Below are 14,643 nucleotides of genomic sequence, written 5' to 3'. Positions count from 1 at the left end.
CTTCATGAATCCAATGAGGAATCCCATGCGTCTTATCCGCATGTTATTGGCAACTGCACTGACTTTCTCCGCGATCCCGGCCCATGCCGACAGCAAGGACGTGGCGCGCCTGACCCAGTTGCTGGAAAAGTCCCAGACCCTGACTGCCCGCTTTTCCCAGCTGACGCTCGATGGCAGCGGTACGCAACTGCAGGAAACCTCGGGTGAAATGGCCCTGCAGCGTCCAGGCCTGTTCAACTGGCACACCGATGCGCCTCAGGAGCAGTTGATGGTCTCCGACGGCAAGAAGGTTTCCCTCTGGGACCCGGATCTGCAACAGGTCACCATCAAGACCCTGGATCAGCGCCTGACCCAGACGCCGGCCCTGCTGCTGTCCGGTGACGTGTCGAAGATCAGCGAGAGCTTTGATATCACTGCCAAGGAAGCGGGTGGCGTGATCGACTTCGTGCTCAAGCCCAAGACCAAGGACACACTGTTCGATAACCTGCGTCTGTCCTTTCGCAATGGCATCATCAACGACATGCAGTTGATCGACAGCGTCGGCCAGCGCACCAATATCCTGTTCACTGGCGTCAAGGCGAACGAGCCGATCGCGGCCAGCAAGTTCAAGTTCGACATTCCCAAAGGTGCCGATGTCATCCAGGAATAAAGGGGCTTAACCTCAGATCATGGACCTGTTTCGTAGCGAACCGATAGCTCAGCCACTGGCTGCACGTCTGCGTGCGACCAATCTGGACGAATATGTCGGTCAGGAGCACCTGCTCGCTCACGGCAAGCCTCTGCGTGAGGCGCTGGAGCAGGGCGCTCTGCACTCCATGATCTTCTGGGGGCCGCCGGGTGTCGGTAAAACCACCCTGGCGCAACTGCTGGCCAAGGTGTCCGACGCGCATTTTGAAACCGTCTCTGCAGTGCTGGCCGGGGTCAAGGAGATTCGTCAGGCCGTCGAAGTGGCCAAGCAGCAGGCCGGGCAATACGGCCGTCGCACCATCCTGTTTGTCGATGAGGTTCACCGTTTCAACAAGTCGCAGCAGGATGCCTTTCTGCCCTATGTTGAAGATGGCACCCTGATCTTTATCGGCGCGACCACTGAAAACCCTTCATTCGAACTGAACAACGCCTTGCTCTCCCGGGCGCGGGTCTATGTGCTCAAGAGCCTCGACGAAGCCGCCTTGCGCAAGCTGGTGCATCGGGCCTTGAACGAAGAGCGTGGCCTGGGCAAGCATCGGTTGAGCCTGAGCAATGAAGGCTTCGAGCTGTTGATGGCCGCGGCTGACGGTGACGGTCGGCGCATGCTCAACTTGCTGGAAAACGCCTCCGATCTGGCCGAAGACGGCTCGCAGATCAGTGTCGATCTGCTGCAAAGCCTGCTCGGCGACAGCCGTCGTCGTTTCGACAAGGGCGGTGAAGCGTTTTACGACCAGATATCTGCGCTGCACAAATCCATTCGTGGCTCCAACCCCGATGCAGCCTTGTACTGGTTTGCACGGATGATCGATGGTGGCTGCGATCCGCTGTATCTGGCGCGTCGCGTGGTACGCATGGCCAGCGAGGATATCGGCAACGCCGACCCTCGCGCCTTGCCACTGTGCATGTCCGCCTGGGATGTGCAGGAGCGGCTTGGCAGCCCCGAAGGCGAGCTGGCAGTGGCGCAGGCCATCGTCTATCTGGCCTGCGCGCCCAAGAGCAATGCGGTTTACATGGGGTTCAAGGCAGCGATGCGCGAAGCTACCGAGCATGGTTCGCTGGAAGTCCCGCTGCATTTGCGCAACGCGCCGACCAAACTCATGAAACAACTGGGTTATGGCGAAGAATACCGCTATGCCCACGACGAACCCGATGCCTACGCGGCCGGTGAAGACTACTTCCCTGAAGAGCTGGAACCACGCGAGTATTACAAACCGGTACCCCGTGGCCTGGAGCTTAAAATCGGCGAAAAGCTCAAACATCTGGCTTCGTTGGACGCCGCCAGCCCTCGTCAGCGGAGAAAGTAGTGATTCAGACGATTCTTGCGGTGTCCGTAGCCGGTATCGCTGGTACATTATTGCGCTTTGCTGCCGGAACCTGGGTAAGTGCCAACTGGCCGCGGCATTTCTATACGGCCACTCTGGCGGTGAATATCGTCGGGTGTCTGATAATCGGTGTGCTGTACGGCCTGTTTCTGATTCGCCCGGAAGTGCCCATCGAGGTTCGTGCCGGCTTGATTGTCGGCTTTGTAGGCGGTCTGACGACCTTTTCATCCTTTTCACTGGATACGCTGCGCCTGCTGGAAAGCGGGCAAGTACCGATGGCCCTGGGCTATGCGGGTATCAGCGTGTTCGGCGGGCTGCTCGCAACCTGGGTTGGCCTGTCCCTGACCAGACTTTGATAGACGAGAGAACGATATGCTCGATTCCAAACTGTTACGTACCCAACTTCAGGACGTAGCGGATCGCCTGGCTTCCCGTGGCTTCACACTGGACGTAGCGCGCATCGAATCGCTGGAAAACCAGCGCAAGACGGTACAGACCCGCACCGAGCAGTTGCAGGCCGAGCGTAATGCCCGTTCCAAATCCATTGGTCAGGCCAAGCAGCGCGGCGAAGACATCGCGCCCTTGATGGCGGATATCGACCGCATGGCCGAAGAGCTCAACAGCGGCAAGAAAGAGCTGGACGGCATTCAGTCCGAACTGGACGCCATGCTGCTGAGCATGCCGAACCTGCCTCACGAGTCCGTGCCGGTGGGCGCTGACGAAGACGAGAACGTCGAAGTGCGTACCTGGGGCACGCCTGCTTCGTTCGATTTCACCGTTCAGGACCACGTTGCCCTGGGCGAGAAGTACGGCTGGCTGGACTTCGAAACCGCCGCCAAGCTGTCCGGCGCACGCTTTGCCCTGCTGCGCGGGCCAATCGCCCGTCTGCATCGCGCTCTGGCGCAGTTCATGATCAACCTGCACATCAACGAGCACGGCTACGAAGAGGCCTATACGCCTTATCTGGTCCAGGCACCTGCCTTGCAGGGCACCGGTCAGTTGCCGAAGTTCGAGGAAGACCTGTTCAAGATCTCCCGCGACGGTGAAGCGGATCTGTACCTGATCCCGACGGCAGAAGTGTCGCTGACCAACATCGTTTCCGGCGAAATCCTCGACCCGAAACAACTGCCTCTGAAATTCGTTGCCCACACGCCATGCTTCCGCAGTGAAGCCGGTGCTTCGGGTCGCGATACCCGCGGCATGATCCGTCAGCACCAGTTCGACAAGGTCGAGATGGTTCAGATCGTGGCTCCCGACCAGTCCATGGAAGCCCTGGAAGGTCTGACCGCCAATGCCGAGCGCGTTCTGCAACTGCTGGAACTGCCTTATCGCGTACTGGCTCTGTGCACGGGCGACATGGGCTTCAGCGCCGTCAAGACCTACGACCTTGAAGTCTGGATTCCGAGCCAGGCCAAGTATCGCGAGATTTCGTCGTGCTCCAACTGTGGCGACTTCCAGGCGCGTCGCATGCAGGCCCGCTGGCGCAACCCGGAAACCGGCAAGCCGGAACTGGTCCATACCCTGAACGGCTCGGGTCTGGCTGTAGGTCGCACTCTGGTCGCGGTGCTGGAAAACTACCAGCAGGCTGACGGTTCGATCCGTGTGCCTGAAGTGCTCAAGCCTTACATGGGCGGCCTCGAGGTCATCGGTTAAATGGAATTCCTGCCGCTGTTCCACAATCTGCGTGGCAGTTGGGTGCTGGTCGTCGGTGGTGGCGAGATTGCCTTGCGCAAGTCTCGCCTGCTGGCTGAGGCCGGTGCGTTGCTGCGGGTGGTCGCGCCCGACATCGAAGAACAACTGCGCGAGCTGGTCGAGCGCAGCGGTGGCGAATTGATCCTTCGCGGTTACAGCGAAAGCGATCTGGACGGCTGCGTATTGGTCATTGCCGCCACCGACGATGAACCGCTCAATGCCCAGGTGTCCCAGGATGCCAGACAGCGTTGTGTTCCCGTCAATGTGGTGGATGCGCCAGCCCTGTGTACGGTCATCTTCCCGGCCATTGTCGACCGTTCACCGCTGGTGATTGCGGTTTCCAGTGGCGGTGATGCACCGGTGCTGGCGCGTCTGATCCGCGCCAAGCTGGAAACCTGGATACCTTCTACCTATGGCCAGTTGGCCGGGCTTGCGGCGCGCTTTCGCCATCAGGTCAAAGGACTGTTTCCCGATGTGCAACGGCGTCGGGCTTTCTGGGAAGACGTTTTTCAGGGGCCTATCGCCGACAGGCAACTGGCCGGGCAGGGTAGCGAAGCCGAGCGGCTGCTGATTGCCAAGATCGCAGGCGATGCGCCCAAGGCGCAGGGTGAGGTCTATCTGGTGGGTGCCGGGCCCGGTGATCCGGACCTGCTGACCTTCCGTGCCTTGCGTCTGATGCAACAGGCCGATGTCGTGCTGTATGACCGTCTGGTGGCTCCTGCGATTCTTGACCTCTGCCGACGTGACGCCGAGCGTGTCTATGTGGGCAAGCGTCGCGCCGAGCACGCACTGCCTCAGGATCAGATCAACCAGCAACTGGTTGCCCTGGCCAAAGAGGGCAAACGCGTTGTACGTCTGAAGGGCGGTGATCCGTTCATCTTCGGTCGGGGTGGCGAAGAGATCGAAGAGCTGGCCTCCCATGGCATTCCGTTTCAGGTCGTACCGGGCATTACAGCGGCCAGTGGTTGTGCGGCGTATGCCGGGATTCCACTGACCCATCGCGATTATGCCCAGTCGGTGCGATTCATTACCGGGCATCTGAAGGATGGCACCAGCAATCTGCCTTGGGACGATCTGGTTTCGCCTGCGCAAACTCTGGTGTTCTACATGGGCCTGATCGGCTTGCCGATCATCTGTGAACAGTTGATCAAGCATGGTCGGTCGGCGGACACACCGGCTGCATTGATCCAGCAGGGCACGACTTCCAGCCAGCGTGTCTTCACGGGCACCCTGGCCAACCTGCCTCAGTTGGTGGCCGAGCATGAAGTTCATGCTCCGACACTGGTGATCGTTGGCGAAGTGGTCGTGTTGCGCGAAAAGCTGGCCTGGTTCGAAGGCGCACAAGCCAGCGTCTGATACCTCGGATAGTCCATGTGGGAGGCAGTTTTAAGCTGCCTCCTGCAGGTTTCTGTGCCTTAACTGATAGGCATTGCCTCGTAGATTCCCTTGCCCGGCAAACGCTCGCGGTCATGGCCGGCTTCCAGATTCAATGCCGGACCTTTCGGGACGATGCCTGTCGGATTGATGGTGCGATGGCTGGCGTAGTAATGGCCTTTGATGTGCTTCAGGTCGACGGTTTCGGCAATCCCGGGCCATTGATACAGCTCGCGTAGCCAGTTGCTCAGGTTGGGGTAGTCGGCAATACGCCGCAGGTTGCACTTGAAGTGGCTGTAATAAACCGCATCGAAACGCACGATGGTGGTGAAGAGCCGAATATCGGCTTCGGTCAGGTATTCACCCGTCAGATAGCGATTTTCTCCCAGCAGTTTCTCCAGCACATCCAGTTCGGTGAACAAGGCATCGAAGGCTTCTTCGTAGGCACCTTGAGAGGTGGCAAAGCCTGCCCGGTACACACCGTTATTGACGGTGGGGTAAATCTGCTCGTTAAGCGTATCGATTCTGGCTTGCAGGGCGCTCGGGTATAGATCCAGTCGGTTGCCGGTCAGCCCGTCGAATGCCGAGTTGAACATGCGGATGATTTCCGCCGACTCGTTGCTGACGATACGCTGCTGCTGTTTGTCCCATAGCACGGGCACCGTAACGCGTCCGGTGTAATTGGCATCGTCTGCGGTGTAGCGCTGATGGAGAAACTGCAGATTGTCGAGTGAATCGCCTGTCGAGCCGGTTTTGGGGTCGAAGGTCCAGCCGTTTTCCAGCATCAGCCAACTGACTACCGAGACATCGATCAGATTTTCCAGACCCTTGAGCTTGCGCAGGATCAGCGTCCGGTGAGCCCAGGGGCAGGCCAGGGATACATATAAATGGTAACGACCCGCCTGGGCTGCAAAGCCGCCTTCACCGCTCGGGCCGGCTTTGCCACTGGCCGTGACCCAGTTGCGACGCTGGGCATTCTCTCGCTGGAATGCCCCGTCCTTGCTGCTTTCGTACCACTGGTCATGCCAGCGTCCTTCGATGAGAAGGCCCATGTCTGACTCCAATCTGTAAATGAATATAGGTTGTGAGTCAGTCTAATCGGGTTGGTTCGACAGAAAAGCGCAAACAATGGCCTTTCATGATCGAGTAAATCGATAGATTACAAAGCCTTGTCTCTCCGATCCCAGAAGTCCCGGGCTTGCTCAAAGGCTTGTTCGCGCGGGACACCGAGCCCGCGCAATGCCAGAGCAATGGTGGAAATCAGAGCGAGTTGCGGATAGCTGTCCTCTGTTTCGCCGCGCCACAATGCCACCAGTTGCTGCGGGTCCAGGGTTGCGGGTTTGACGTGACGTCTTGGTGAGAGTGCAGGCCATTCCTCGTCCCAGGCCTGCCCGTTGCGGGTGCCATACAAGTGGCTGATGGTGTCGGGATTGATCTCGATTTCGCCGCCATCGCCCTTGATGACAATGGCATTGTCGCCCAGCAGCGTGCTGGCTTCGCGATGCACGCTCTGATAGCCGGGATGAAAGATGCTTTGCAGGCCGCAACGGGCATTCAGCGGGTTGAGCACTCTGGCCAGCGAGTGAATCGGCGAACGCAGGCCCAGGGTGTTGCGCAGGTCGATCATGCGCTGCAACTGTGGCGCCCAGTCACCCAGCGGAATGAATGCCAGGTTGTGTTGCTGCAGAGCACCTTCCACCGCCTGCCAGTTGCGGCAGAGCGGGATATCCAGCAGACCGAGTAATTGCTCCGTATACAGCCGCCCGGCGGTATGTGCGCCACCGCCGTGCAACAGTACCTTGATGCCGTTCTGCGCCAGGCACTTGGCGGCCAGCAGATACCAGGGCAGATGGCGCTTCTTACCGGCGTAAGTCGGCCAGTCGATATCCACTTGCATGGGCGGTGCTGTCAGGCGTTCGCGGACCGCTTCGGTGAAGCCCGCCAGTTCTTCCGGGCTTTCTTCCTTGTGGCGCAATAGCATCAGAAAGGCACCGAGTTGCGTGTCCTCGACCTTTTCATCGAGCAGCATGCCCATGGCTTCGCGGGCTTCTTCGCGAGTCAGGTTGCGGGCACCGCGCTTGCCCTTGCCCAGAATGCGGACGAACTGGGCAAAAGGATGCTCGGCAGGTGTTTCGGTGACAAGGGGAGCGTAATCGTTCATATGCAATTGGTCGGCTTCGGCAGGCCCGCCAGCTTGGCGGCCAGTTTGGCGGGAGTGCCATTGAACAGGCGGTTTAGATGCATGCTGTTGCCTTTTTCCGGCCCCAGCTTGAGCGCCGTGTATTTGATCAGGGGGCGCGTGGCGGGCGAGAGCTGAAACTCCCCGTAGAAATTACGCAGCAGCTCCAGGATTTCCACATGCTCGGGACTCAGGGCAATACCTTCCTCGCCAGCCAGTGCATGGGCAACTTCCAAGGACCAGTCGTTCAGGTCCTGTAGAAAACCATCCTTATCCAGGGCAATGCTGCGCTCGGCCACGATCAACTGTTTCATAGCCACGTATTGACCTTGTCGAAGCGGATCGAGAGTTCGACGAAGCCGGGATAATCCACACCCGTCGCCCCTTCGGGCAACTGCAGATTGCGGGCTTTCATATCTTCGTCGAGTGCGAACAGCTTGAGGGCAGGCAACTGTTTTTCCAGCACCAGTCGCGGGGCGCTGGAGGGCATCAGTGCGTAAGTCGCATCGCCGCAGAGCAGAAGGCCGTCATCCGGCCCGAGCAGGCTCAGGCAGCTTTCCAGACGCGTATCGGCAAAGGGCGAGTGAGAAAGAACGTGCAAGGTAGCCATCAGATCGTTATCACTTGGTCGTAGCGGTCAATAAGGGCCGATAGCTCGGCTCTTGCCGACAGATGATGGATGTCGGCATCCAGTGCGTCATGGGCAATGCCGCGTGCTGCCAGGCTCTGGCCGCAGGCATAGACTTCTTCCACGCCAAACATCGACAGCGCTTTGAGGTTGGCGGTCAGGTCTTTCTGCTGCAGGGCCGAGGCGTTCTGCTCTGGCAGTAACTGAAATACGCCGTCGTCCATGAACAACAGACCAACCGGCAAATCATAGGCGCCGCCCGCCAGCACGATATCCAGCGCTTCGCGGGCGCTTGGGCCTGCCCAGGGCGCCTGGCGGCTGATGATCAACAGTGACTTGGTCATTTCAAGGCCCTCCGAAACAGATCAGTCGATCCGCCGATTGCACGGCATCGTGCAACTGGCCCAGCCCGGACAATTCCCAAGGCTCAAGGAGGTTGGCGGACGGGCGCTGATAACGTTCGGCTTCCTCTGCATTCAGCACGCCGCGACGCAGAGCTGCAGCGATGCAGACCACGCCATCCAGCTGATGCGCGGTGATGAAGTCTCGCCATTGTTTGGGCAGATCCTGCTCATCCTGTGGCGACACGACATTGGCCGAAGCACTGTGGACGCCATCCTGATAAAAGAACAGACGCACAATCTCATGGCCGCCTGCCAACACCGCTTCTGCAAATTGCAGGGCGCGTCGGGAAGAGGGCGCATGGGCCGCGGAAAAAAGGGATATGGCGAATTTCATTGTCGGCTCTGTCGGCGGAACATGCGCAATGATAAAGAATTCACGGGCGCTGGACAGCAAAAAGCCCGCAAAGGCGGGCTTTTTGTTGACGCCGTATGGCTATCAGTCGTCGCGGCTCATGATGCCGAAGATCTGCAACAGGCTGACGAACAGGTTGTAGATCGATACATACAGGCTGACAGTCGCCATGATGTAGTTGCGCTCGCCGCCATGGATGATGGCGCTGGTCTGGAACAGAATGCAGACCGAGGAGAACAGCACGAAACCTGCGCTGATCGCCAGTTGCAGGCCGCTGATCTCGAAGAACAGGCTGGCCAGTACGGCACCCATCAGAACGAAGAAGCCGGCAGTGATGAAGCCACCCAGAAAGCTCATGTCCTTGCGGGTCATCAATACGTAGGCCGACAGACCACCGAACACCAGAGCGGTCATCGCGAACGCCGAGCTGACAACTTCAGCGCCGCCCGACATGCCCAGGTAGCGGTTGAGGATCGGGCCCAGCAGGAAACCCATGAAGCCGGTCAGGGCGAACGTCGAAACCAGACCCCACACCGAGTCACGCAGCTTGTTGGTGAGGAAGAACAGGCCATAGAAGCCGATCAGCACCACGAAAATGTTCGGGTAGCCGACGCGCATCTGCTGGGCTACGAATGCCATGACGCCGCTGAAAGCCAGGGTCAGAGCGAGAAGGCCGTAAGTGTTGCGCAGGACACGACTAACCTCTAGCTGGTCGGCCTGCATGCCGGTTTTAAGGGCGTAATCCTGTTCGCGCATTGCGAAACTCCTTGCTGTTGAAATGTTGAGTTGCAAAGATCATAACAGAGGCGCTGCAAGTGGCCACCCAGAGAGTTTGACAGCTTGTTTCATTCCGGTATTATGGCGCCCGCAACGCAAGTGGAAGTATGGCCGAGTGGTTTAAGGCAGCAGTCTTGAAAACTGCCGACTGTAACAGGTCCTAGAGTTCGAATCTCTATGCTTCCGCCATATTCGAGACGTAAAAGCCCTGATTATTCAGGGCTTTTACGTTTCTGGCGTTCGCGAAAAAGCCCCTGACGCACCTCCACCCAAGCCAGCGACCTTTCCAGCTCAACCTCGGCCATGCCAATCAAATGCACCACCGAAAACGCCAGGTCGCGTTTCGGGCCGTTGAGGCTGTCTTTGGTTTCGTAAGCGGTGGCTGCACGCTCAACCTTTGTCCGATGAGATGGAGTTCCAGATGGCTGACACCTACAGTGCCCACGATCATGCCAATAATAATCAGGCAGAAATTCTGGTCAGTAGCGAGTGCGCATGCTTTGGCTGTTATGCGGTTTTACCTGCGTCAGACGTCACACGATGGACGGACTTAACGGCATGGTGCCCTAAATGTGAGCTGGGTCTGGTCTTTGGAGAGAGAAATGGGCTTGACGAGGGCACGGTTTTTTTTCAATATATTTGCTCGCCATTGACGGTGGCCTTCAGCCCTAGCTCGGAAAAGCCTCTGCACCGTCGTTACACCCTTTCTTAATTTGCCACCTTGAATGGTCAACCGATACTAGGGCTTAGCGTTGATCGTGAGAGGCTAGGCTATGAAATTTCCTCAAACCCCTTCGCTTTCTGCATTCAAGTCAGATGCTACGGTTCTGCTCCGGGATCTCCGTGATGGTTGCCCTTCGGCATTTGATAGGGCTATCCGGGCTCAGCTAATTAGCCCAGGGCCGGCCAGCCGTGCGATTTGTTTGCGTATTCTCGCCAAAGAATATGGTATGCAATACCGAGAAATAACTGCCTATGATCAGATGATTTCTCGATATGCCGATCACTGCTACTCGCAAGGTTTTTGGCGCAAGCCCTATGTGGGAGAGTTTCGGCGGGCGCGATTCTTGTTGCAGTTTGATGCGCTCGTTGAATGTTTGCGTGACCAAGTGCCTCTTGCTGTCGCTGCAGACAAGCGAGGGGTGGACTTTGCAGGTTTTCATTTCAGCTCGTTGTTGTTCGCTAGGATCAATCGGGTTCTGAAACGTAAAAACGTCCCCGATTACAGCTATCTTCAGGCCCCGGATAGTTTGGTGCACTACGACTGGTTCCATGATGTTAAGAAGGCAAGTCATGCAAACTTCAGTAATGCCAAGTTTTATACGATCACTGCAGATCCTGTAGTTCAGCCTGGTGCCTACGGTTGGCGGACTGACTTCAGTTATACCGATTTGAGAGGTGTTGATCTTCGCGGAGCTTATCTTCGAGGTGCTTGCTTCTTGGGGGCCAAAGTTGACGGAGCTGATCTACGCAACGCGAATATCAACGATTGCATTTTCACTGGCGCAATCGGTGCTTTTGTGAGCGGAGATATTCTTTATCACAACTGGGACGTAGGCCCAAAAGGTGTTGTCCCGTGGCTGCCAGATGACGAAAATTACTTAGACATCTAGTTCTTGAACGCGCCCGGAGTCAGATTCGGGCGTATCCATGAGAGGGCTAGTAGTACGGCATAGAAGTCGCGTATCAGTTGTCTAGGCCCAAGGCTAATGTGGTGTTTCAGAAATACCCCTGAAAATCTGGGCTAGGCTCTGTAGAAACTCACTCACCAGGGATATCGACATAGGCCGACCAGCAACTGTCATTACTCTTTCCGAAACTGAAAAGTCGTAGCTGCTACGTCAGATCAAACTCTGCAACGGCGCTCAAGACGCTCGCCTACGCGCGAATATAATCCTCGCCTGTGCGGCACGGCAACGCTTGGATTCGTCACGTTGGTGCCAGCGTTTCTCTAAATTGGGGCTGCTAGGCCTGAACGATGAACCGCGCTCTGGTCGGCCACGCACGATTTCGGACGAGCAAGTTCAGCAAGTGGTAAACCAGGTTCTGAAAGGTGAGCCTGACGAATCCAGTCACTGGAATGCGCGGCGGATGAGTCATGCGACGGGACTATACCCTGCGAGCGTGATGCGTATTTGGCACGCGTTCGGGATCAAGCCGCACTTGGAAAAGATCTTCAAGCTTTACACTGATTCGTTGCAATATCTGAGTCACGCGATCAAGACACTGACATCGACTCGATCTTTGGGTAATTCTTTAGAAGCTTGCTCTGCAAGGAGAGTAGCCACATTGAGCCGTATGGACGCAGTACTGTCATTTTGATAGCTTGTGTGAGCAGCTTTTGATATCGATAAAACACTTCCTGCGAGTCACTGGTGACGGTAGGCATTGTTAGGTATCCCCCAAACCCATGCAGGACGGAAGAAATCCAAGGATAGTGATGACAAAAGTACAAAAAACACTGTGGGTTACTGGTGTCCAACCAATTGAAGTCAATGGTAGCCGGTACATACCTACTACGCTCAGATATGGTAAGGATGGTGAGATATCGTTCGGATTGCCTGCTTCCAAGGTAACCTCCGGAATACTAAATAATAACTTCAAGATAGACCTAGGTGATATTTCACCAGGGTCACCTAGTCGAAAGCTGTTCCCGACAGAGTCTGGTGTAGAGAAAAGCGCCTATGAGTTAAGCAAGGACTTCATCGAAGGCTCACTAACAGCCATTGAGCGAGAGTTAAACCCAAACAACAGCCCAAAAATCTCCGCAAAGATAATCGTCGCAGAGCCTTTGAACTTTCAGTTGCAAGAAAACTATAAGGCATGGGTTCAGAATTATAGAGGCAACATACGAAGAATTTTGAGTAGGTATGAAGAAGTAGAATTTCTCCCCGAGCCTTTTGCCGTTTACCAATATTACCGATATGGGCAACGGATTCCACACCTCCAAGAAAACGCTAAACATATTGCCTTGGTTTTAGACTTTGGAGGAGGCACCTTCGATGGATGCATCATTGAGTCGACAAACAAAGGTGATATAAGCTTATCGGGCAAGCACTCGAAACCTCTCGGAGCTGATTCAGTTCCAAAGGGTGGGTTTTATATAAATCAATGCCTCGCCGAGTACCTGATAAAAAGAAATATTGACCCTCGCACCAAAGCCGACGCCGAAAGCTGTATAAAAAATCATCAGCGAATCAGGTCCGGCGAACTTCAAATCGAAAGTTTAAGTCCAAAAAAACAGACATTCATAAAAAATTTCAGGCGACTCATTCAAGAGTGCGAGCAGTATAAAATAGACCTTGTTTTTTCGATTAAAAACTGGAGTCTGAATAGCGAGGCCTATGAAAGAATAAGTATAAGTCTACCAAAAGATCCTTTTGCTGAAGATCCATGGATTCAAGATGAGTTGTTCGGGCACCAGTTGCGGAATATCTTTGTTGAAAAGATATGGAATCAACATCTACACAAAGTAATAAGAAAAGTTTTCAAAGCCGCAGAGCCAGAGTTGGTTGGCAAAGAGATTACAACCACGCTGATTTCGGGCGGTTCCTCGAATATCAGATGGTTGCTCGAACTCCTCATCCGTGATTTTGAAAGCGAGCTCTCAGGAGCGGAGCCTATTCCAATCAGCCAATCATTTCAAGAAGTAGTCGCAACCGGCTTGGCTATCGAGTGCGCCCGGCGTTATTACGAAGATGAATCCGAGTTTGTTGGCGTAACGTATAATCCGATTCGACTAAAACTTAATCCAGATGGCAAAGGGTTCGAAGATAAAAAAATTTTTCAGTCTGTGGGTGATAAAGTAGATATGAAAGGTGCTAAGCCGATGGATCTAATGCCCTCTGCGCTAGCACTTAACAATTTCATAAATCAGCCTCTACAGTGGAAAATCAGATTAAACAGCCCTCCCAAGAATCATCTGAGTTATATTTTTTCAAAACCATCCGAATCTGGAGAGGACGATGTATACAATGTGGAATCTCAGATTATTCACACAAGAGACAATAAACATTTTGATTCATCACTGACGGTTCAGCTTACCGTGAGTGAGGATGGGACAGCAAAGCCAACATTTATTTACAAGCAACCTAATCCCGATTATGGGGTGGAGGGGAATATTGTTGAGGGCAAGGCTTTTGCTATTGATATGACAGCACCCACCAATAGATCTGGTTCCAGTTCAAACTATATAGGGTACGACTTTGGAACTAGCTGCTCTGCCATATGCATGATCACGGAAGATCAAGTAAAAGTCACAAAATTTAGAGCTGCAAGATCAAGCTGGCTTGGACTTAGCGACTCCCTTTCTCTGCTTCCATATCCGATCGCCTACCCTCTTAGAAAGTATCTAGATGTGAAAAATTCTAATCAGTCCACATCGGTAGCTCGAGAAGCATTTGAAGCTGGATTAGCATTTCTAGCATACTGTACCGCAGCAGAATCATTGGCAGCGGCACCATCAGAGAAATTCTTAAAAAGCTTTCAGCATCGTTCAATGGGACCGTTGAAAGATCTTCTTGAAAGGTCCCTAGAACATGGAGGTAGCAGCCTATCGTTTTGCGCGGAATTGCTAAAAAATTTCCCGAAGCACCTTGAGCATTTTAACAAAGCGATATTGGACTTCACCCAACACAAGCACGAAAAATTAGCTGACGATGCTTTTGATAGTCATAGTCATTTAGTATTAATGGTTAACCTATGCCTAGATGTGGTTAGAGGCAAAAAGTTTGGCTATGTATCCGAGACTAGACCCACACCATTTAAAATGGGTACACACCAAGGGCTTTTCAAAGTTGCGAATGACATCCAACCCTTTATTGAAACAGTTGGATTCAGCTCAAAAACTCAACTGGCACGGGAGTTTCCAATTCTCTTAGATCCCGAGTCTGAAACTGGACTATCATTATTTCCATTCATTTTTTGGAGTGCAGACTCTGAAATTCCTTCAGGATTCGAATGCTTCTGGCTCGACAAACCTGCCGACAAACACAGTGAATGTGGGTTTGTAAAACCTTGCAGTAGAAAAAAAGAAATATTAGCATCCGCGATCAACCCTGATCTGGGCGACGCCATTGATGACATGATCAAAAATGGCCGTCTGCAGATAGGAAAATTTGACATAAAAATCGACCCACCCTTAAACGACGTTTGATATCCCAAGCACCGCGTGCTGGCAGTCCAACGTAGATTTGTGTTGGCCTGCCAAAACACGTTTATACTTCTTG

14 protein-coding genes, 1 tRNA gene and 1 pseudogene are annotated in these 14,643 nt (G+C 54.5%); 9 read left to right on the top strand and 7 right to left on the bottom strand.

Going from position 1 to position 14,643, the window contains the following annotated elements; translation table 11 throughout:
• Window positions 1–25: 25 nt before the first annotated feature.
• Genes lolA through cysG form a run of 5 tightly spaced genes read left to right on the top strand, consistent with a single transcriptional unit; the run spans window position 26 to window position 5,057 of the window.
• Window positions 26–649 (top strand): outer membrane lipoprotein chaperone LolA, encoded by a 624-nt coding sequence (gene lolA, locus JSY17_RS19205; RefSeq protein WP_025259498.1) that lies wholly within the window; start codon window positions 26–28, stop codon window positions 647–649.
• A 19-nt stretch (window positions 650–668) separates the two neighbouring features.
• Window positions 669–1,991: a replication-associated recombination protein A gene (locus JSY17_RS19200; protein WP_206402743.1), complete on the top strand. Its 1,323-nt coding sequence runs from the start codon at window positions 669–671 to the stop codon at window positions 1,989–1,991.
• A complete protein-coding gene (gene crcB, locus JSY17_RS19195; RefSeq protein ID WP_025259500.1) occupies window positions 1,991–2,365 on the top strand; it encodes a fluoride efflux transporter CrcB in 375 nt (124 codons plus the stop codon). The genes JSY17_RS19200 and crcB overlap by 1 nt, the downstream gene beginning before the upstream one ends.
• A 16-nt stretch (window positions 2,366–2,381) precedes the next feature.
• On the top strand, window positions 2,382–3,662 hold the full coding sequence (gene serS / locus JSY17_RS19190; RefSeq protein ID WP_117182843.1) for a serine--tRNA ligase: 1,281 nt from the start codon (window positions 2,382–2,384) through the stop codon (window positions 3,660–3,662).
• Entirely contained in the window at window positions 3,663–5,057 is a 1,395-nt protein-coding gene (gene cysG / locus JSY17_RS19185; protein WP_117182842.1) for a siroheme synthase CysG, read from the top strand. It abuts the gene before it with no gap.
• Between the two features lie 59 nt (window positions 5,058–5,116).
• Here the strand turns inward: cysG and JSY17_RS19180 are convergent, their stop codons facing one another.
• The 7 genes from JSY17_RS19180 to JSY17_RS19150 all read right to left on the bottom strand — a co-directional run bounded on the left by JSY17_RS19180 (window position 5,117) and on the right by JSY17_RS19150 (window position 9,394).
• Window positions 5,117–6,127 carry a glutathione S-transferase family protein gene (locus tag JSY17_RS19180; RefSeq protein WP_206402744.1) on the bottom strand — a complete coding sequence of 337 codons (1,011 nt, stop codon included), beginning with the start codon at window positions 6,125–6,127 and terminating at the stop codon, window positions 5,117–5,119.
• A 107-nt stretch (window positions 6,128–6,234) separates the two neighbouring features.
• Window positions 6,235–7,236 (bottom strand): glycosyl transferase family protein, encoded by a 1,002-nt coding sequence (locus JSY17_RS19175; RefSeq protein WP_117182840.1) that lies wholly within the window; start codon window positions 7,234–7,236, stop codon window positions 6,235–6,237.
• Window positions 7,233–7,568 (bottom strand): TusE/DsrC/DsvC family sulfur relay protein, encoded by a 336-nt coding sequence (locus tag JSY17_RS19170; RefSeq protein WP_117182839.1) that lies wholly within the window; start codon window positions 7,566–7,568, stop codon window positions 7,233–7,235. Before JSY17_RS19170 ends, JSY17_RS19175 begins: the two co-directional genes overlap by 4 nt.
• Window positions 7,565–7,864 (bottom strand): sulfurtransferase complex subunit TusB, encoded by a 300-nt coding sequence (gene tusB / locus JSY17_RS19165; RefSeq protein WP_206402746.1) that lies wholly within the window; start codon window positions 7,862–7,864, stop codon window positions 7,565–7,567. Before tusB ends, JSY17_RS19170 begins: the two co-directional genes overlap by 4 nt.
• Window positions 7,864–8,226: a sulfurtransferase complex subunit TusC gene (gene tusC / locus JSY17_RS19160; protein ID WP_117182837.1), complete on the bottom strand. Its 363-nt coding sequence runs from the start codon at window positions 8,224–8,226 to the stop codon at window positions 7,864–7,866. The genes tusB and tusC overlap by 1 nt, the downstream gene beginning before the upstream one ends.
• A 1-nt stretch (window position 8,227) precedes the next feature.
• The gene (gene tusD / locus JSY17_RS19155; RefSeq protein WP_117167080.1) at window positions 8,228–8,620 is read right to left on the bottom strand and encodes a sulfurtransferase complex subunit TusD; all 393 of its coding nucleotides are present in this window, start codon (window positions 8,618–8,620) and stop codon (window positions 8,228–8,230) included.
• Window positions 8,621–8,722: 102 nt separating this feature from the next.
• A complete protein-coding gene (locus JSY17_RS19150) occupies window positions 8,723–9,394 on the bottom strand; it encodes a Bax inhibitor-1/YccA family protein (protein ID WP_117167081.1) in 672 nt (223 codons plus the stop codon).
• Between the two features lie 122 nt (window positions 9,395–9,516).
• Here JSY17_RS19150 and JSY17_RS19145 point away from each other — a divergent pair.
• The 4 genes and pseudogenes from JSY17_RS19145 to JSY17_RS19130 all read left to right on the top strand — a co-directional run bounded on the left by JSY17_RS19145 (window position 9,517) and on the right by JSY17_RS19130 (window position 14,570).
• Window positions 9,517–9,604 (top strand) — tRNA-Ser (locus tag JSY17_RS19145).
• 584 nt (window positions 9,605–10,188) lie between these two features.
• The gene (locus JSY17_RS19140; protein ID WP_232849548.1) at window positions 10,189–11,028 is read left to right on the top strand and encodes a pentapeptide repeat-containing protein; all 840 of its coding nucleotides are present in this window, start codon (window positions 10,189–10,191) and stop codon (window positions 11,026–11,028) included.
• Between the two features lie 220 nt (window positions 11,029–11,248).
• Window positions 11,249–11,614, top strand: a pseudogene (locus JSY17_RS19135) (helix-turn-helix domain-containing protein); the annotation flags it as partial.
• 241 nt (window positions 11,615–11,855) lie between these two features.
• Window positions 11,856–14,570, top strand: coding sequence for an acetate and sugar kinases/Hsc70/actin family protein (locus tag JSY17_RS19130; protein ID WP_206402748.1), 2,715 nt, complete (start codon window positions 11,856–11,858; stop codon window positions 14,568–14,570).
• The last annotated feature ends 73 nt before the right edge of the window (window positions 14,571–14,643 follow it).

This window comes from Pseudomonas capsici (assembly GCF_017165765.1).
In the GTDB taxonomy this organism is placed as follows: domain Bacteria; phylum Pseudomonadota; class Gammaproteobacteria; order Pseudomonadales; family Pseudomonadaceae; genus Aquipseudomonas; species Aquipseudomonas capsici.
This window is presented reverse-complemented; position numbering and strand designations above follow the sequence as displayed.